Source organism: Paraeggerthella sp. Marseille-Q4926 (assembly GCF_916618935.1).
Lineage (GTDB): Bacteria > Actinomycetota > Coriobacteriia > Coriobacteriales > Eggerthellaceae > Paraeggerthella > Paraeggerthella hominis.
In genome coordinates this window covers 524,513-543,756 of the sequence record NZ_CAKAKF010000004.1, presented here as the reverse complement: position 1 = coordinate 543,756, position 19,244 = coordinate 524,513, and the positions used below count along the sequence as shown (strand labels likewise).

The following is a 19,244-nucleotide window of genomic DNA, read 5'->3' as shown; positions in this document are numbered from 1 at the left end:
CGCCTGCTCCTGCTAGCTGCGTGCGCCCTCCAGCAGCCCGCGCAGTTCCTTCTGCACGCTGTTGTCGACGTTCGAACCGATGATTTTCGACGCAATCTGCTTGATGGCGGAACGACCGTTGCCCATGGCTACGCTTTGACCCGCCATGCGAAGAATCTCGTAGTCGTTCATGGAATCGCCGAACGCCATCATCTGGTTCGCCGCAAGCCCGTGCGCGTCGAGCACTTGCTGGATGCCCGTCGCCTTGCTCACGCCGCGTTGCATGACGTCGATCCACTTGCGCCCCGACGGAGCGAACACGAAGTCGTCGTCAAGCTCGCGCGTGAGGATGTACGCCATATCCATCACGTCCTCGTCGCAGTACACCGAAGCCTTCAGGATGCTCGTCGTGGGGGAAGGCACGGCCAATACGCGCGTCGGGTTCGGCAGGTTCTTGTCCACCTCGCGCTCGAAGCGCGCTTCGTCGTCAAGCAGGTAGCTGCTGGTTTCGTCGAACAGGGCCAGGTGCATGGTGTCGAACAGGTCCACGATGCGAGCCAATCGGCGCACGGCGGCATGCGAGAACACCTCTAAGTCGACCAACTCGCCCCCAACGATAACCTGCGCGCCGTTCGATGCCACGAAGTCCATGCAGTCGGCCACCGGCTCGAACAGCTCATGCAGCGTATCGAAGCGCCGACCCGACGAAGCGACGAACTGAATGCCCGCGTCGCGCAGGCGCAAAATGAGATCGTACGACCCTTCGGGCACCCGCTCGCTTCCATCGAGGAACGTGCCGTCCATGTCGCTGGCGATAAGCTTGATCATGTTTGCCTCCTTCGCGGACTCCCCGCGAGCCCGCTTCTTTTCCGTGTGTTCTCGTATCTTCTCCCCTCATTGTAAAGCCCGTTTTCGCGCGCCACTGTTTCTCCGCGAAGAGTTTGCAAGCCGTTGACGTGAAGCACAGGGCGCAAGGTTCAGGGCAAGGGCGCAAGGCGCAGGACGCGGGACGCAAGGCGCGAACGGGTACGGCGTCTCGTTTTGCAGGCGGCCCGTCGTTTCGAAAGGAACGCTTTCTTTGTCGAAGCACCTTCGACCCGCCAGTCCTTCGGTGCGCGCCGGGCGCCCGTCCGCGGCTCAAAATTGCGGGTCTGCGCTCCTCAGCCAACCCATCATTCGCAATTGCTTTGAGCGGTTGCATCAACTGCCCAGTTCATCATGGTGCAACAAATTCGATATTCGGCAGAAGCTCTTCTAGAAGAGCGCAGGTCCGCAATTTTGAGCCAAATCCGATGCGCGGCCAGACTTGACAGACCCCGAGTTCGCAGACGTTCGCGCAGCAGCGCAAGCCCCTCCGCGGCATCCTGCGACGCAACAAAAGGCGCATCGCAAAATGCCGCAAGCAGACTCTTCAGTCTCGCAGGATAACAAGACGGACACCTAGCACACAAAATACCTGGTCACAGCCTACGCAACCTGAGCGTGCGCAAAAAATAGCGAAACGCAACGCCAAAGTGGTGGAACGGGCAAGCCCGCAATCGCATCATACGAGCCACCCCAGCGCACGGCGCCGCGCTTCGGGTATCATGAATCAGATCAAACAGAAGGGACCAACCACATGAGCTTCGCCGACAACCTCGTCTACCTTCGCCAACACTACGGCGTGACCCAGGAAGGGCTTGCCGAGCAGCTTGGCGTATCGCGCCAGACCGTATCGAAATGGGAAGCCGGCACGAACTACCCCGAAATGGACAAGCTGCTTGCGCTGTGCGACCTGTTCCACACGAACCTCGACGACCTCATGCGCGGAAGCGTGCACGTGGTAAAGGAAAACGACACCGAGAGCTACGACCGCCACATGAACCGCTACAACCTGTCCATAGCGATGGGCGTGGGGCTCATTTTGGTAGGCGTCGGCGTGATCGCGCTGCTGGAGACCTTCGGATGGCCGAGCAACCTGCAAACCGTTGCACTGCTGTCGTTCGTGGTCGTGGGCGTGATGCTCCTCATCGTCGGCGGAATGAATCACGCGGAGTTCAAGCGCCGCAACCCCTCCATCGAGCCGCGTTATTCCACCGACGTGCTCGAGCGATTCGGGCGGCGCTATCCCGTCATGACCGCCGGAGGCGTAGGGCTCATTCTGCTTGACGTCATTTTCCTGGTAGGGCTGTCTCCGGAAGACGCCTCTTTCGGCGTTGTGCGCGGGATTCACATGGAAGAGCTTCTCATGGGCCCGTTCATGTTCGCGATGGCTCTTGCCGTGGGGATCCTCATTTGGGCCGGCATGCAAAAGTCGAAGTACGACCTGTCCGAGCTTACCTACATTGCGCATCGCCAAGACCTGGGAGCCGATCTGCCGCCGTCCGCTATCGTCAAAACGCCTGAGCAGGTGCGCGCCGAACGCATCATGGGCGTTATCTGCGGGTGCATCATGCTGCTGGCTACTATCGTGTTTCTGGTGTGGGGCTTCGTTCCGCTGTTCGACCAGATCGGCACCTGGGACGGCCTGGACAAAAGCGCGCTCAAAGACGCTATCCGAGACGGCCAAGGCGGGTTCTACATCAGCTGGATCGCGTTCGTGGTGGGCGGCATCCTGTGCGGCATCGTTTGCCTGATCGGCAGCGTGTTCACCAAGTCGAAGGAAGACTGGATTGCCGAGGCGCGCCAAGAGGACGCTTGGATGAAGGTGGCGAAAGCCGACGAGCAGCAGAACAACCCCTGGTCGCACGGGACGAACCCGACCTCGCAGCCGCCCGCGCCCGGTGCGCCCGTGCCGCCCCCGGCGCCGAAGCCCACGACAAGCGATCGCGACCGCACGGGAACCAGCTGGCGATAGCCCGGCAGCCCCGATCGGGGCTGCCGACCCGCGCCTGCGCGGGACCGGGGGCATTATCGCCCGCTGCGCGGGTGCACGCCGGAGAACATTGTCGCCCCAAACGGACGGTTTTCGGCGCCAAAGCGTCCGTTTGGGGCGACAATGCCCCTCGTTTACTGCGCGTAGCCCCTGGCTGTTGCCGGGGTTGCAGCCCCTGACCTTTGCCGAGGCTCCGGCCCGGCGCCCTATTCGCCGAGCTTTTCCGCTGCTTCGCTCACTGCTCACAGCAAAGTCAAGCCGCTGTCGCACGACCAGCCTCGCCGCAAGGCTCACGCCGACCCATCTGACCGAACCGCGCACCGCAAACCGGCGTCTGCAGGAATGAGATTCGTCAAAAAGTACGTTTTGGACAGGGCAAAGTACCTTTTGCGTCTATCCCGTGGCACCCTCCCGCCCGTAGAGTCCCAAGATGCAGGGACCACGTAAAGCCCGTTTTCAAACGGGCGAAAGGAGGGGCATCATGACCCAACAGGAAACACATTCCTCTATAAGTCGAAGAACGTTTTTGCAAGGCGCAGCGTTTCTCGGCGTGTACGGAGGCCTAACAAGCCTTGGGCTCGCGGGCTGCACGGCTCCCGCATCAGGGGGGAAGAGCGGCGGCAGCTGGACGGCCGGCACGTACAGCGCCCAAGTGACGGGGCACAATGCTCCGTTCACCATCGACGTGACGTTTTCCGACACCGCAATCACAGCCATCGATGCCAGCACGAACCAGGAATCTCTAGGAGTAGGGGCATCGGCTCTTCAGGACTTGGCAAGCCAAATCATAGAGCACCAAACGCTCAACGTGGATTCCGTGACCGGCGCCACGCTGTCCAGCATGTGCCTGCAACAAGGAGTGAAAGAGTGCGCGGGACAGGCAGGAGCCGCCAAAGACTTAGAGAAAGCCACCGGGCCGGAAGATATCGTCAAAGATTCCTATACAGCCGACGTCTGCGTGATCGGCGGCGGCGGAGCCGGGCTGACCGCGGCAATTTCGGCAGCCCAAGCGGGAGCAAAAGTCGTCGTCATCGAAAAATGCGGAATCACCGGAGGCTCTACAAACGTATCGGAAGGCGCGCTCAACGCAGTAGACCCCGAGCGTCAACAAAAGCAGGGCATCGAAGATTCGACTGAAAAGTTTTACGAAGTCACTTACGAGGGAGGGCACGGCCAAGGCACGCCCGAGCTCATCCGATACCTCACCGACAACGCGCTCGATTCCGTCCATTGGCTCGAGTCGATCGGCGTCGAATTCAAGCCCGAAGTAGGTTCGGCGACCGGCTCCCTGGGAGAACGCAGTCATTATCCCGCAACCCCTTCGGGCAACACGTATATTCGGTCTTTCCAAAAGTTCATCGAAGATCACCCCGATCAGCTGACCCTTCTCAACGAAATGCAAGCACAGGAGCTCATAACCGAGGGCGGCAAGGTTGCGGGCGTGAAGGCCGTCCATCGCGGCAAGCAACCCGTCACGGTTCAGGCTCGATCCGTCGTCATCGCAACCGGCGGATTCGGAGCAAACGTCGAGTATCGCCAGCGCGTCAACACCGGCGTATGGGCCGATGTCAAACTGGATGACTCCATAGGCTGCACGAACATCAAGCCGTGCGCGCAAGGCGAAGGCCTCAAGCTGGCCGAAGCGGCCGGCGCAGAACTGGTGGGATTGCCCGATATCCAACTACATCCATGCGGCACGCCAGGCACCGGGCTTATGGAGGACATCCGCACGTCAGGACGCAATCGCATTTTCGTGAACAAAAACGGCGAACGTTTCGTCAACGAAGGAGCCGAGCGCGACACCCTGTGCAAGGCCATCTTTGCGCAGCCCGATTCCACGTACTGGATCGTCGTTAACAAAGTTCGATATCCTTCGGAAACGCAACCTGATGCGAACGGGGCAACCATCGAGAACATGCTCGCCCTCGGCCACATCGTCAAAGGGGAAACCATTGAAGACCTGGCCAGCAAAACCAAGATGGACGCAGTCAAACTGCAGGAGGCCATCGACGGCTATAACAAAACAGTGTCCGGAGAAGCCGAGGATCCCTTCGGATTCAAGGCGACAAACACCGCCGACCAGCAACTGACCGAAGGGCCTTGGTACGCATGCCGCAAGGTGCCCACCGTCCATCACACTATGGGCGGCGTCCGCATCGACGTGGATACCCGAGCGCTCGCCCCTTCCGGATCTCCGGTTGAAGGCCTGTTCGCGTGCGGAGAATGCACCGGCGGCATTCACGGCAGCAACCGGTTGGGAGGAAACGCTATAGCCGATTGCGTCACGTTCGGTCGAACCGCCGGCACGAACGCCGCGAAAAACGCGCTTGGAGCCTAACCCCATTCGCAACCCGGCAATCGATATGAGTGCTCGGCCGTCAAGTAGGTCGAGCACTCGCCGCTTTAAGACCGAGGGCGAGATCCGTCCAACACCTTATCAAGAAGCTCCTGCTTAGAGTGCACGCCTGCTTTTCGGTAAACCGTGCGCGTGTAGTTTCGTATCGTATTCTCGGAATAGTTCAGTTCCTCAGCGATAAAGCTCCGGCTCCGTCCTTGCGCAATCAGGGCAACAATGGCTGATTCTGTTTCATTCAATCCGCAATTTGCCGCAAACGCTCCAACGGTATCTTCCTCGCGCGCCGCCTGAGGCTCGGACGGCGCACATTCCGCCATTCGATCAAGCTCGAACCCAACGGGGTGATCCCCCATGAAGTGAGGCCGCAGTATCAACGTCGCTTCAACTAGCACCACAAGCGCCATCACGATGAGCAGCCAAAGACTATGGTCGAGCGTTGGACCCACCGCGTACACGATCAAACGGCCAACCGCCATGCACAGCAACGACCCTCCGTACAACGCGGCATATACCAGCGTCGTTGGCCAATGGACGTGTCGCCCGATAAAGCATATGAACACTACCAGCGGAATGTAAAAACAGGTGACCGCATTCGCCAGCAAAAACGTACTCGATTCTTCCGAACCACCCCATCCGCTCATAAGAAAGCAGATGCTCGCCATCATGAGCGCATTTTGGAACAGCCAGTACCCCGACAGCTTGAATGCCCGCCCCCGAACAAGCACGAACCACACAACAACCGCTATTATCAGAACAACGAGCACCTGATGAATCGATCGAACCGCTTGCGAAAGCTCGCGTAGCCGACCGTCCGGATACCCCAACGCCATGCCCAGCAGCAAAGCATATAGAAAAAAGGCTGCGACAACTTGCAAAACACCTTTTAAAAGATCCTTTTCCTCGTACAGGCAATCCTCCTTGTTCGCCACGTAGGGCCCTCGCGGATCGCTCGACCTGTCCCGTCGATCCAATTCCGACATAGCCTGCCAATAGGCGAAAACGGAAAGCGCCGGAACGAACAAGTTGATCATGCCTGCAACCACGTCATCCAGGTAGCCCATCAACAACGAGAGCACGCATGAAAGGGCCAGCCCTCCGGCAGCATAGAAAAACACCTCGCCAGGCCTCAAGCGCTCGAAAAAGAATATCCATAGAATTTCACCGCCAACCAGCCCAACGCCGCCAACCACCACGCGCAACGCCTCGAACTGCGTACTATCGAAAAACAAGTCAAGCAGGTACAGAAGACTCGAAGCGGTCATGAGAAGAAAACCCGACCATACGAATACACCCCGCGTCGCCCGCGAAAAGCCCGCCTTGTAGACCAAAAAGACCAGAACGGCGATAACAGCAACGCGAGCAATGTTCGCACCTACCGTTATCATTCCGACATCAGCTGAAAAGTGAAGATTGTAGAAATTGAATTGATACCAAAGTCGGTAAAGCCCAATTCCGAGAAAGGCAAGGACGAAGCCCGTTAGATACGTGGCTTTAAACGCGAGAAGAGAACCGGTATGCAAATACCGATCAGCCCCGCACGTCGACGAGCGAACGCTATCCTCCCCGTGTCCCATGCGCGCATTGTATCATAGCGCTTCAAACGAGCCAGACGAACCCCGGACAGCCACGGTGCGCCCCTTGCATCCACTTCGGAATCGCGCTGCAGCCCACCCAACCATCCGGCCGAGGCGGGCACCGTGCGGGTGCACGCCGGAGAACATTGTCGCCCCAAACGGACGGTTTTCGGCGCCAAAGCGTCCGTTTGGGGCGACAATGCCCCTCGCTTATTGCACGCAGCCCCTGGCTGTTGCCGGGGTTGCAGCCCCTGACCTTTGCCGAGGCTCTGGCCCGGCGCCCTATTCGCCGAGCTTTTCCGCTGCTTCGAGCCACTCTTCCTCGAGCGCGTCGACCTGCGCCTCCAGATCGTTGATGCGCGCCTGCAAATCGCCGAGCGCCATGAAGTCGGAGGGGTCCGCCGTCGACATCTCCGCTCGCACTCCTTCGATCTTGCTGCGCAGCGTATCCATTTTCCGCTCGTTCGACTGCATCAGCTTGCGCAACGTGCGAATCTCCCCACCCGAAAGAGAAGCGCCCGCGGAAGCCGAATCCGAAGCAGGCTCCCCGCTCCCGCCCAATCGGCCCGCGGCGCTCGCCGATCCGCGTCCGCCGCCAGACGAAGCCTGCTTGGACGCTTGAGCACCGCCGCTGCCGGTCGGGCCGCCGTCCGTCATTCGCAGGTATTCCTCGACTCCGCCAGGCAGATGGTGGATTTTGCCGTCGATGACGGCAAACTGATGGTCGGTCACGCGCTCCATAAGGTAGCGATCGTGCGTGACCAGCAGCAACGTGCCGGGCCACGCATCCAGCAAGTCCTCCACTGCGGCAAGCATATCCGTATCCAGATCGTTGCCCGGCTCGTCCAGGATGAGCACGTTCGGCTCATCCAGCAGAATCAGCATCAAGGCAAGGCGGCGCTTCTGGCCGCCCGACAAATCGCACATCGGCTCATTCAGATCGGCGTTCGTGAAGCCCAAGCGCTCCAGCAGCTGACCGGGTGTCATTTCCTTGCCGTCGAGCATCGTACGGCGATTGTAACGCCCGATAACCTGACGCACGCGATCGTCGCCCAAACTGGACAGATCGTCCAAGTGCTGGGACAGCACGGCGAAACGCACGGTCTTGCCAATCTTCACCAAACCGGACGTAGGCGCTTGCAGTCCTTGAATGGTGCGTAGAAGCGTGGTCTTGCCTGCGCCGTTCGCGCCCACGATGCCGTAGCGGTCGCCCGGCCCGATAATCCACTCCACATCGTCGAGAATCGGCTGGTCGGCACCGTCGAAGCGCACGGTCACGTGTTCCAGATCCACCACCTGCTTGCCCAGGCGCGCCATTGCCATACGCTTGAGCTCCAGTTCGTTGCGCAAGGGAGGAACGTCGGCGATCAGCTCCTGAGCCGCTGCCACGTGGAACTTCGGCTTCGTTGCGCGAGCGCGGGCACCGCGCGACAGCCAAGCCAGCTCGCGGCGCAGCGCGTTCTGCCGCTTCTGCTCGGCCAATGCCGCCAGCCTGTCTCGCTCGACGCGCTGCATGATGTACGCCGAGTACCCGCCCTCGAACGGCTCGACCACCTTGTCGTGCACTTCCCACATGCTCGTGCACACTTCATCAAGGAACCAACGATCGTGCGTGACCACCAAAAGAGCGCCTTGCCCCTGCCGCCAACGACGCTTCAGATGGTCGGCCAACCAGGTGATGGCGCGCACGTCCAGGTGGTTCGTGGGCTCGTCAAGCGCAAGCACGTCCCAATCGCCGATAAGCAAGCGAACCAGGTCAACCCGGCGGCGCTGCCCGCCGGACAGCGTGCCCACCTGCGCATCCCAAGGAATGTCGGATGCCAAGCCGGCGATGATCTCGCGGATGCGCGCATCGCCCGCCCATTCGTATTCAGCACGATCCCCCACAACGGCGCGCTCGACGGTGTCTTCATCGCGCAGGGCGTCGGACTGAGCCAACACGCCCACGTGCACGGCCCCGTTCCTTAGAACGCGCCCCTCGTCAGGCTCTTGCGCACCGGCCAGCAATGCGAGCAGCGTCGATTTTCCGTCGCCATTGCGTCCGACGATGCCAACGCGATCGCCCTCCTCGACGCCAAGAGACACGCTCTCGAACACCTCTTTGGTCGGGAATTCCACCCGAACCTTCTCGCAGCCAAGCAAAAACGCCATATGATTCCGTCCTTCGCAAAGTATTCGCGCTCTATGATAGCAAACCCATCGCGAAAGAACGCAGGCGAACGCCCTGCGGCAACATTGCGGTGCATGGCGCCCTTCACGAACGAAACGTGCGATCTTCGGCGACGAGCGACGAAACGTCGGCCCGCTTTCGCGAAAAGCGCCGCACGGTGCAGCAGGCGTCACATCATGACCGCAACGGCAACCACGAAAGCCACCGTCAACACGAACCCGCCCGCCATGATGGCCCAAACCGCAGGGCGTCCCCAGTTCATGGTCCAGCCGATGCCGAACCGTTCGGGCAAGAACAGGCTGGGATCATCGGGGTTGAAGTAGAACACACCCAGCTTCCAGTGCTCGTCATCGTCGGCCAAGAGCTTTTCCGAGCCGCCCATGCGCGCGAACACGCGCGCGCCGCCTTGCCCGTACACCACGCTGATCACGATGGATCCCACCACCAACGCCAGCGCCAGCGCCACCACGAACACGCCCGCTTCAGCTATGCCGATCACGCCGATGAACGCAAGCTCCATAACCGGCCCCAGCAAGCTGAGAATCAGGCCGCCCACCACCAGCAGAATGCTCTGAGCGCGCGCGAACATACCGTACGCCAGCGCAGACGTGGCGGGCGCACCCGGGTCGGATGGCTTCTTCGACCGCAGGATAGTCCAATGGGAAAACGCCATGCAAGCCGCCATGAAAGCCACTATGAGCACGGGCGCCAGGACCACGAACGGGGATTTCTCCATGTAGTCCGTCACCTCGCCCTGGAAGTTAACATGCTGCGGAATCAGATCGGGCATCTGCGCATAGCCTACCGCGCCGATGAGCAGCGTAACGGCCATGACCGGTATGTACAGCAGGTTCCACTTGAGCGACACCGCGCGAGGCACCGGCGCGTCGCCCACCACCGCTACGGATTCCTGCGCTTCGGCCTTCCAGCCGCGCTCCTTTTTATAGGCGTTCACCTTGGCGCGGAAGAACAGCATCAGCCCGTAGCTGCAAGCGCAGATCAGCAGCGTGCCCGCGCAAAGCGTCGCAAGGACAAGGCTCGGGTTTTGCGTGCATGCACCCCATGCGCCAGCAGCCGTCAGAATCGTAGTAAGCCCCAGCATGGCAATCGCGTATTGGCGCTTGAGCGACCGTAGGTACGGATCGCGCGCGGCTGCATCGGGCACGGTAACCGCGAATACCTCGCCGCGCCGCATGAGAAACGGCGTCACCACCGTCATGAGGCCGGTCAGCGGGACCAGCGACATCGTGAGAACAAGCATCGCCGATGCGAATTCAGTTGCAGGTGCATCCATAGCGATACCTTATCCTTCCGTCCCGAAAACCCCGGATCCCCCGCGCACGGTAGCGCACTGCGCAGCGCCCGACCGGCCAGCCGACGCCGACGGGTTCGCCCCTCGGCAATCCGCGCGCTCGCCCGCCCCGTACGCGCGCGCCGCCTGAGCCTGCGCGCATTCCAGAAACTCGCCCCAGCTGCCGCCGCGCGCCCGGTGTGCGAGCGCGAGCTCGAACAGGCTATCCTCCATCTTCGCCAGCTCGATCTGCGCACGATCGGCCCGATCGTCCTCGCAGGGGTCGGCGATGTAGGCGCCGCTGCGGCCGCGCATGAGCACGTAGCCCTCGTCGCGCAGCACCGCGTAGGCCTTGTTCACCGTGTGCAGGTTGATCCCCAGGTCGCTGGCGAGCGACCGCACGGATGGCAGCGCGGCGCCGGGAACCAGCTCGCCGCGCGCGATGGCCGCGATGATCTGGCTGCGAATCTGCAGGTACAGCGGCTCCTCCGCCTTCTGATCGATGCGCAAGATCATGTCGATCGCACCCCGCTTTCATTTCGTCGCAAAATTTCTTTCCTGTTTGTTATATTTATGCTATAACAGATGGAACAAAGATGCAAGTTCACAAGGGCAACGCGCGTGAAGCGTGCCGCAAAGCGAGCCGCAGCGCCGAAACGAGTTGCAGCGTCGAAACGGGTCGAAGCGCCCAGGCGGAGCTGACGCACCTTGCCTATCGAAAGGGGGCACCATGAAGCGAATCGTGGTATTTCTTGTTGTTACCTTTATATTAACCTGGGCATACGAATTTGGCGTTGTGTATCCACTCGCAACGGGCGCCATCGAGGGCGTTCCGGCCATGGCTACGCAGCTTGCCGTCGGCGCGGCCATGTTCTTCCCCGCCTTGGGCGTGCTCATCACGCGCCTGGTCACGCGCGAAGGTTTCAAAAACAGCGTCATCAAACCCAAGCGGTTCAAGAAGTCCGCGATCTGGTTCGTCGTGGCATGGTTCGCGCCGGCGGCGCTGGCTGTCGTCGGAGCAGGCGCGTACTACCTGGCATTTCCGCACGACTTCGACCCCAGCATGTCCGCCATGATCGCCGCCCAACAGCAGGCGGCCGCGGCGGTTGGCGCAGGGAACATCCCCGCCGACCAGCTGCGTACCATGCTGCTGGTTCAACTGCCCGTCGCCGTGTTCCTGGCCCCCGCGCTCAACATCGTCACAACGTTCGGCGAGGAATGGGGCTGGCGCGGCTATCTGGTGCCGAAGGTGTCCGAGCGTCTGCGCATTGTGCCGACGCTGCTGGTCACTGGCGTAATTTGGGGGCTTTGGCACGCGCCGATCACCGCGATCGGGCACAACTACGGCACGGACTATCCCGGCTGGCCGTTCGCGGGAATTGCCGCCATGTGCGTATTCTGCATCGTTATCGGCATCTTCCTGACGTACGTCACCGTGCGCACGGGCAGCTGCCTGGCCGCAGCCATCGGCCACGGCGCCATCAACGGCTTCCTGAGCGCCGTGCTGCTGGTCTCGGCAACGGGCGGCAACCCCTTCGTGGGGCCGTTGGCCACCGGCGTCATCGGAGGCAGCGCCTTCATCGCCGTCGCAGCGCTCATGCTCTGGGACCTGCACCGTCGTGAAAAGGCCGGCACACTCGATATGCCGAAGGCAGGGCTGCCCGACAACACGACGAAGGCGGATCGAGCCCGCAGCACGTCTGCAAGCTAGCGTTTCGCGCAACACGAAGGCCGCGACCCGTTGCAGCACGGGATCGCGGCCTTTCACTGCTCGGACGTGGGCTAGCGAGAACCGTAAGCCTTCCAGTTATCCGGAACGTCGGCGTCGGCATGGCATTGCGTGCAAGCATTGACCGACGGTTCGTGAACCTTGTGGCAGTCGCCGCATGCCAACCGCTCTAGCGCACCTTCGCCACGATAAACCCGAGCGTAGCAACCGCCATGACGGCGGAGAATCCGAAGGCAACCTGATACGCCAGCGCCGGGTCCGCCACGCCCGCCGATGTTGCGCCCACCGCCGTGATGGCGAACACCATCACCGACGTTCCCAGCGACGCGCACGCCTGCCGCGCCGCAATGCAAAACGACGATCCATCGGCGACGATCGGGCGCGGCAACTTCGCCAAGCTCCACGAAGTCAGCGGCCCCACCAGGCCCGATACTCCCACCGCGCGCACTGCTTGACAGAGCGTCACCGCCCAAAGCGGCGTGTCGGATTCCAGAAACGACATGAGCACCGCGCCAGCCGCCAGAAACACGCCCGACACCACCGCGACCGGGCGCACGCCCACGCGGTCGGTCAGCACGCCGGCCAGGGGATTCAACAACAGCGCAGCCACCGTTCCCGGAAGCAGCACCACTCCGGCCTCAAGCGCAGTTCCGCCGCACAGGCCTTCCACATACAGAGGCACGATCAGGGTAACGCCCATGAACGAGGCATTCAGCAGGTTCTGCGCCACGAACCCCGCCGTGTACTGGCGCGATGCGAATATCTCCATCGTAATAAGCGGATGGTCGACCCGCTTTTGCCGACGAACGAACAACGTCAAGAACAACGCACCCAGCACGATGGGAGCCCAAATGAACGGGCTGCTGGGTGCAAAGCTGCTTGCGTTCGAGAACCCCAGCAGCAACCCGCCGAATCCAATCGTGGACATTGTCAGCGACACGATATCGAGACGCGCGCCCGTATCACGCGCAGAAGCAGGCTTGATGGCAATGGCCGCGGCAATCGCAAGCATCACCGTAAGAGCGGCCAGCAGCACGAAGAAGCTGCGCCAACCCCACGAGAAGCTCATGGCGCCGCCAATGGTAGGTCCGATGTTCGGCGCAAACCCCATGGCCACGCCCGCAATGCCCATAGCGGTAGCCTGACGGCCAGGCGGGAAGCTGGTCATGGCGATGGTCTGCATGAGCGGCATGAGCAAGCCCGTGGAAACCGCCTGCAAGACGCGCCCCACCAGCAAAACCGCAAAGTTCGGAGCCAGCAGATCGGCAAGCGCGCCTACCAGGAAAAACGAAAGAGCCAGAAACACATGACGGCGAACCGAGAACCGTCGCGAAAGAAACGTGGCAACGGGAACCGTTACCCCAAGCACCAGCATATAGCTGGTCGTAAGCCATTGCCCCAGATCAACAGATAGAGCGAACTCCCCCATGATGTCGCCCAGCATGGCGTTCACCGCTGTTTGCGACAGGTTTCCCGAAGCCGAAGCCAATACCACGATGGCGAACAGCGCGTACACCGCACCGCGCTTTCTTGCCTGGTTTTCGCCCGCCATACCGCCTCCGCTCCAGAACCGTCGCTCCCGCAAGGCCAGTATATCCCAAGCGTTTCGGCAGTAGAGGAAAAAGACCGCCCGCAGGCGTTTGCGCCGATTGCAGGCGGTTTGCGCTGCTTGTCGGACGAGCCGCGTCGACTTCGACTGAACCACTGAGCCGCCGGGCCACAGGGCCACGGAGCCGCGGGGTCGCTGGACCGCGGAGCCGCAGGGCCACAGGGCCAGGCTTGCGCACGAAAAACCGCTCCCGCTGGCAGGTTTTGACGGTTTGCGGTCGTCAAGCCGAGCACTGTTCCGGTCGTCGCTCGGCTTCCGTTTCATTTCGCCTGTTCACAGCATTGAGCTGTCGCGTCGCGCCCTTGCGCGCGACCAACCGGCCAGATACGACGACCCCTAAACGTCAAAACCTGCCAGCGGGAGCGGTTTTTCGTGCGCACGGCGCCAAAGCGACAGCAAGATAGGCGCGCGAGCCGTCAACCCGCGCACCCACCTTGCCTATTAGTTGAACGTCTGCTGGGTCTTCTCCAAGCCTACCTGTACAAGCGACAGTGCAGCCTGGGCGCCTCGATCCACCGCGCAAGCGAAATCGTCGGCCGCCTCCTTCTTAGGCTGCGACAACACCCAATCCACCACGGGCATGCGTCCCGGCGGACGACCGATGCCGATGCGCACCCGAAACCAATCGCGCGTTCCCAGCTTGTCGCAGATAGAGCGCAACCCGTTGTGCCCGGCATGCCCGCCGCCGAACTTCACGCGCACCGTGCCCGGATCGATGTCCAGCTCATCGTGCACCACAACCACGCGGTCCGCGTCTACGCCGTAGGCGTTCATCAGCTGCTTGACCGGTCCGCCCGAAGTGTTCATGTAGCTCTGCGGCTTAGCCAGAATCAAATCATGATCGCGGTACACGCCCTTCGCCGTCAGGGCGCCGCATTCAGTCTTCCAATAGCGCGCGCCCACCTCCTCGGCAAGGGTGTCGACGGTGTCGAACCCGGCGTTATGCCGCGTATGCGCATATTCCTCGCCCGGATTCCCCAGGCCAACGATTAAGAACATGAAAATCAGCTTTCCACTTGCAGGTTGTTCAGCTTGCGCGTCGAACGTGCAAGCCGGCAAGAAGGACCGCGGTGCCCGAGATTCGCGGGACGGAGAAGGCAAGCGCACTTCGGTACGCAAACCTTCGCCATCGCGCGAAGAAGGGGTGCCGCGGTCCTTCGCAGCGTCGACTTGTTACGCCGTTCGCAGAACAGCGCAACTTCTCTACTCGAACAGCGACGCCACCGAGCCGTTGTTGTACACGTTGTTGATAGTCTCGGCGAACAGCGAAGCCAAGGACAGCACCTTGATCTTGCCCGTCTGGCGCTCAAGCGGCACGGGCACCGCGTTCGTAACCACAACTTCCTCGATGACGGAGTTCGCGATACGATCGTACGCCGGGCCGCTGAACAGGCCGTGCGTTGCGCAGGCATACACCTTCGCCGCGCCCTTCGCCTTGAGGGTGGCCGCTGCGGCAACCAAGGATCCCGCGGTGTCGATCATGTCGTCGTTCAGGATGCAGATCTTGTCCTTCACGTCGCCGATCAGCGCCGTGATCTCGGCCTGGTTGTGCTTCGGACGGTCCTTGTGCATGATGGCGATGTCGCAGCCCAGCATGGTGGAGAACTTCTTGGCGGCTTTCGCGCGGCCCACATCGGGAGACACCACGCACAGGTCCTCGGGGTTGAATCCCATGGACTTGTAATAGTCCACGAAGATGGGCATGGCCGTCATGTGGTTCACCGGAAGGTCGAAGAAGCCCTGGATGGCGTCCTGGTGCAGATCCACGGTGATCACGTTGTCCACGCCCGCCGCAGCCAGCAGATCGGCGACCAGCTTGGCGGTGATGGGCTCGCGCGGAGCGGCCTTGCGGTCCTGGCGCGCGTAACCGTAATGCGAGACCACGGCAGACACGGAGCGAGCGGAAGCGCGCTTGGCGGCATCGGTCATGATAAGCAGCTCCATCAGGGCGTCGTTCACATCGTAGCCGTCGGCGCCGCACACCGACTGAATCAGAAACACGTCGGCGCCGCGCACGCTCTCCTGATAGCGCGCGTAAATTTCGCCGTTTGCGAACTTCTCAAGCTTGACGTTGCCCAGCGAGACGTTCAGGTCCTTCGCGATCTCGTCGGCGAGCCCGGGGTTAACCGACCCCGAGAACAGGGCCATGCTCTTCTGCACTTCCGTCATGTACGCGCTCCTTTGCGTCACCTCATGGGCCGCCGCGCTGCGCGACCGTCACCCCTTATCCCGTTCCCTCCATTGTATCCGCAGGTGGCTCGGTCGCACAGGGGGAACGCCCGCTTCTTCGCAGATTGATCGCAAGAGAATTTCCATGCGCGGCGTCGCAACCCCTCCTCCGACCGGCGCGCCGTAGAGCATTGTCGCCCGAAACGTACGGAATTCCCGCAAAAACCGTACGTTTCGGGCGACAATGCGTATATGAAAAACGGGGCGATCTCTCGCCCCGTCGCAGTTTCCGTTTTCCGCGTTCCTACGCTTCCGCTTGCCTCGCGCGCTTCTTGGCGGCCCAACCGGGAATCTCGCGCTGCTCGGGTCGCGTCAACGCCAAAGCGTCGGCCGCCACGTCCTTGGCAATGCACGATCCCGCACCGATAATCGCGCCCGCGCCGATGGTGACCGGCGCCACCATCATGGTATCGCTGCCCACGAACGCACCGTCGCCGATAACCGTCGGCCACTTTTTCTTGCCGTCGTAGTTGCAGGTGATCGAGCCCGCGCCGATGTTCACGTCTTCGCCGATGGTCGTGTCGCCGATGTAGGACAGATGCGGGACCTTCGACCCCTTGCCCACCGTGGACTTCTTGATCTCCACGTGCGTGCCAGCTTTCGCGCCTTCGCACAGATGGGCGGCAGGGCGCAGGTACGCGCGCGGACCAGCCGTCGCGCCGTCGTCCAGGCGCGCTTCCACGGCCACGGTCTCGTCGACCGTGCAGCCGCGACCCACCACCGTGTCGATCAGGCGGGAATTCGGCCCGACCACGCTGTCTTCGCCTATGCGCGTGGACCCCATCAAAAACGTCTGGGGCAGCAGCTCGACATCCTGCTCGATAACCACGTCCGGTCCGATCCACACCTGGTCGGGATCGGTCATGGTCACGCCATTCGCCATGTGACCAGCGTTGATGCGACGCTGCAGCAGCTTCGTGGCCTCAGCCAGCTGCGCACGAGAGTTCACGCCCAGGCACTCGGAAGCGTCATCGCACGGCAGCGCCAGCACCGGACGGCCAGCACGGCGGCAAATCTCCAGCACGTCGGTCAAATAGAACTCGCCCTGGGCATTGTCGTTGCCAACCTGAGCCAGCGCGTCGAACAAAGCACGCGCGTCAAAGCAGTAGAACCCGGAGTTGCATTCGCGCAAAGCCGCCTCTTCGGGCGTTGCGTCCTTCTGCTCCACGATGCGCGCCACCGAGCCCCGCTCGTCGCGCACGATGCGCCCGTACCCGAACGGATCGTCCAGCTCCATGGTCAGCACCACCACGGCAGCGTTATCGCGCTCGCGCGCCTCGACCAGCTGCGCAATCGTTCGGGACGTGATAAGCGGGCAGTCGCCCGACAGCACCACCAGCGAGCCGTCGAAGTCGGCAAGCGCGTCCGCGCACACCAGAACCGCGCCCGCCGTGCCGTTCTGCTCGCTTTGCGCAACCGCCTGCGTATCGCCCTCGATCAGCGGAATCACCTGCTCGCGAGCATGCCCCACCACGGAAACCACGCGGTCCACGCCAGCTTCGCGGGCCGCGTCCACCACCCAGCGAACCAGCGGTTTTCCCAGCACCTCGTGGGCAACCTTGGGCTTCTTGGACTTCATGCGGGTGCCCGCACCCGCAGCTAGAACGATAGCAGCTGCTTCCATGTCATTCCTTCGCAACGTGGCTTCTATTCTTTCCCGGACATACCGGTAACGTCATCTTCCTCGCGACGCAACGCGCGCTGTCGAGCCGCCTCGCCGCCTTCGCGCACCAAGGCTTCCTCCACGCTTACCAGCGGAGGCTTATCCTGGTTCTCGTGCAAATCCTCCTGCACCTGCTCCAGCAGATCTTCCTTGCCCTCCTCGCGCAGCACGCGCGCCACCTCCTCGCGCAGCGCCTCGCGAACGTCCCCGATGGAGCCGCCGCCCAAAAGACCGGTCGGGCCCAGATCGACCACGATCTCGAACATGTGGCCCCGCGAATGAGCAGCCGCGAACTCCTCCTTCATCTGAGGGTTCTCGATGTCCCGCAGCATTTCCTCGTACTCGCGCGCCGCATCGCGGTCGGCCGTCTGCAGGTTCTCGTCGTCCTCGCGAGCCGTGGACAGGTAAGCCACGCCGCGCTTATGGGCGCGCTTCGCCTGCAAAAGCAGGAACAGAAAGCCGATGATGCCCGCCAGAAGCGACGCCGCCAGAATTCCCAGCTTCGCCGTAGCCACCAGGACCTCGTCGTCGAACGCCAGGTTAGCAACAAAAATAGCCATCGTGAAGCCAACGCCGCCCAGGATGCTCGCGCCCAGCATGTGCCCCCAGTTCACGTTCTCGGGAAGCGACGCCAGCTTGCTCTTCACAATGGCGAAGCTCATCACCATGATGCCAAGCGGCTTGCCCACCAGCAAACCAAGCAGAACGCCGTACAGGACAGGGTCGGTCAGCATGGCCCCAACGTCCACGCCGGTAAAGCTGACATCGGCGTTCGTCAGCGCGAACAGCGGCAGAATGGCGAAATACACCCACGGGTACAGCTTGTGCTCCAAACGCGTCGCGGGGGGCACCACCTGACGTGCCACGCGGCTCAGCGACGAAACCGTCTCGATGTACTTGCCCTGCGCGATAACCGGCGTCTCGGGCTGGAATGCCTCGTGCGCTTGCCGCACCTTGGTGCCCGACCAGTCGGTGAAGCTCTTCAGGTCAACGCGCGAGCCCGACGGGATGGCGAAGGCCAGCAGCACGCCAGCGATGGTGGAGTGCACGCCCGACATGAACACGCAGTACCACAGCACAGCGCCCACCAGCAAATACGGGACAAGCGAATAAATATGGCTGCGGTTCATCAAAACCAGCACCACCAGCACCGCCGCGGCGGCCCCCAGCCAGAACAGCGAAGGACTCTGGCCGTAGAAGATGGCGATGACCAGGATGGCCATGATGTCGTCGGCCACGGCAAGCGTGCTCAGGAACACGCGAACGCCGCTAGGAACGCGATTGCCCAGCAAGGCCAGGATGCCCAGAGCGAACGCGATGTCGGTTGCGGTGGGAACGCCCCAGCCGTGAGCCGTTTCAGGATTCGTCGCGTTGAACAGCAGGTAGATGCCAACCGGCACGATCACGCCGCCGAGCGCCGCCATAATAGGCAGCAGAGCTTGGCGGATGTTCGTCAGCTCGCCCACCGTCAACTCGTACTTGACCTCCAAACCCACCAGCAAGAAGAAGATGGCCATGAAGATGTCGTTGATGATGTGCGCCATGGACATGCCGGCGAACGCATCCCCGAAGAAAAAGCCCACTTCCGTGTGCCAAAAATGGATAAAGGCATCGTACGCGCCCGTATTCGCAACAACAAGCGCAACCACAGCCGCCAGCAGCATTGCGCCCGCAGCCTTCGTAGACGAATGAGTGAACTGGATGAGCTTCCAATATCGAGCCTGATGGCCCTGAACCTCCGAAATGAAAATACGCTGAGTGCCTTCTTGGTTCGTATCAGTCATAATTGC

At 61.8% G+C, this 19,244-nt stretch carries 13 protein-coding genes; 3 read left to right on the top strand and 10 right to left on the bottom strand.

Annotated features, from left to right (window positions below; all coding sequences use genetic code 11):
* Positions 1–12: 12 nt before the first annotated feature.
* The gene (locus LG373_RS10880) at positions 13–807 is read right to left on the bottom strand and encodes an HAD family hydrolase (RefSeq protein ID WP_225749782.1); all 795 of its coding nucleotides are present in this window, start codon (positions 805–807) and stop codon (positions 13–15) included.
* A gap of 790 nt (positions 808–1,597) precedes the next feature.
* Between LG373_RS10880 and LG373_RS10875 the strand changes: the two genes are divergently transcribed.
* Both LG373_RS10875 and LG373_RS10870 read left to right on the top strand, forming a co-directional pair.
* Positions 1,598–2,815 carry a helix-turn-helix domain-containing protein gene (locus tag LG373_RS10875; protein WP_225749781.1) on the top strand — a complete coding sequence of 406 codons (1,218 nt, stop codon included), beginning with the start codon at positions 1,598–1,600 and terminating at the stop codon, positions 2,813–2,815.
* Positions 2,816–3,314: 499 nt separating this feature from the next.
* Positions 3,315–5,171 carry a flavocytochrome c gene (locus LG373_RS10870; RefSeq protein WP_225749780.1) on the top strand — a complete coding sequence of 619 codons (1,857 nt, stop codon included), beginning with the start codon at positions 3,315–3,317 and terminating at the stop codon, positions 5,169–5,171.
* 65 nt (positions 5,172–5,236) lie between these two features.
* Here the strand turns inward: LG373_RS10870 and LG373_RS10865 are convergent, their stop codons facing one another.
* The 4 genes from LG373_RS10865 to LG373_RS10850 form a co-directional block, all read right to left on the bottom strand.
* On the bottom strand, positions 5,237–6,574 hold the full coding sequence (locus LG373_RS10865; protein ID WP_225749779.1) for a helix-turn-helix transcriptional regulator: 1,338 nt from the start codon (positions 6,572–6,574) through the stop codon (positions 5,237–5,239).
* Between the two features lie 471 nt (positions 6,575–7,045).
* Complete coding sequence (locus LG373_RS10860; RefSeq protein WP_225749778.1) at positions 7,046–8,914, bottom strand: ABC-F family ATP-binding cassette domain-containing protein; 1,869 nt, start codon at positions 8,912–8,914, stop codon at positions 7,046–7,048.
* Positions 8,915–9,102: 188 nt separating this feature from the next.
* Positions 9,103–10,227: a DUF1648 domain-containing protein gene (locus LG373_RS10855; protein ID WP_225749777.1), complete on the bottom strand. Its 1,125-nt coding sequence runs from the start codon at positions 10,225–10,227 to the stop codon at positions 9,103–9,105.
* A gap of 9 nt (positions 10,228–10,236) precedes the next feature.
* The gene (locus LG373_RS10850; protein ID WP_225749776.1) at positions 10,237–10,740 is read right to left on the bottom strand and encodes a GntR family transcriptional regulator; all 504 of its coding nucleotides are present in this window, start codon (positions 10,738–10,740) and stop codon (positions 10,237–10,239) included.
* Positions 10,741–10,954: 214 nt separating this feature from the next.
* Here LG373_RS10850 and LG373_RS10845 point away from each other — a divergent pair, with 214 nt between their 5' ends.
* Positions 10,955–11,935: a CPBP family intramembrane glutamic endopeptidase gene (locus LG373_RS10845; protein ID WP_225749775.1), complete on the top strand. Its 981-nt coding sequence runs from the start codon at positions 10,955–10,957 to the stop codon at positions 11,933–11,935.
* A gap of 187 nt (positions 11,936–12,122) precedes the next feature.
* Here LG373_RS10845 and LG373_RS10840 read toward each other — a convergent pair whose 3' ends face one another.
* From LG373_RS10840 to nhaA, 5 genes are all read right to left on the bottom strand, one after another.
* The gene (locus LG373_RS10840) at positions 12,123–13,505 is read right to left on the bottom strand and encodes a DHA2 family efflux MFS transporter permease subunit (protein WP_114567374.1); all 1,383 of its coding nucleotides are present in this window, start codon (positions 13,503–13,505) and stop codon (positions 12,123–12,125) included.
* Positions 13,506–14,003: 498 nt separating this feature from the next.
* On the bottom strand, positions 14,004–14,561 hold the full coding sequence (gene pth, locus LG373_RS10835; protein ID WP_225749774.1) for an aminoacyl-tRNA hydrolase: 558 nt from the start codon (positions 14,559–14,561) through the stop codon (positions 14,004–14,006).
* A 204-nt stretch (positions 14,562–14,765) separates the two neighbouring features.
* Entirely contained in the window at positions 14,766–15,731 is a 966-nt protein-coding gene (locus LG373_RS10830) for a ribose-phosphate pyrophosphokinase (RefSeq protein WP_114567376.1), read from the bottom strand.
* A 304-nt stretch (positions 15,732–16,035) separates the two neighbouring features.
* Positions 16,036–17,415, bottom strand: a complete 1,380-nt coding sequence (gene glmU / locus LG373_RS10825; RefSeq protein ID WP_225749773.1) for a bifunctional UDP-N-acetylglucosamine diphosphorylase/glucosamine-1-phosphate N-acetyltransferase GlmU — start codon at positions 17,413–17,415, stop codon at positions 16,036–16,038.
* A 23-nt stretch (positions 17,416–17,438) separates the two neighbouring features.
* Positions 17,439–19,238 carry a Na+/H+ antiporter NhaA gene (gene nhaA, locus LG373_RS10820; RefSeq protein WP_216529389.1) on the bottom strand — a complete coding sequence of 600 codons (1,800 nt, stop codon included), beginning with the start codon at positions 19,236–19,238 and terminating at the stop codon, positions 17,439–17,441.
* Positions 19,239–19,244: the final 6 nt, after the last annotated feature.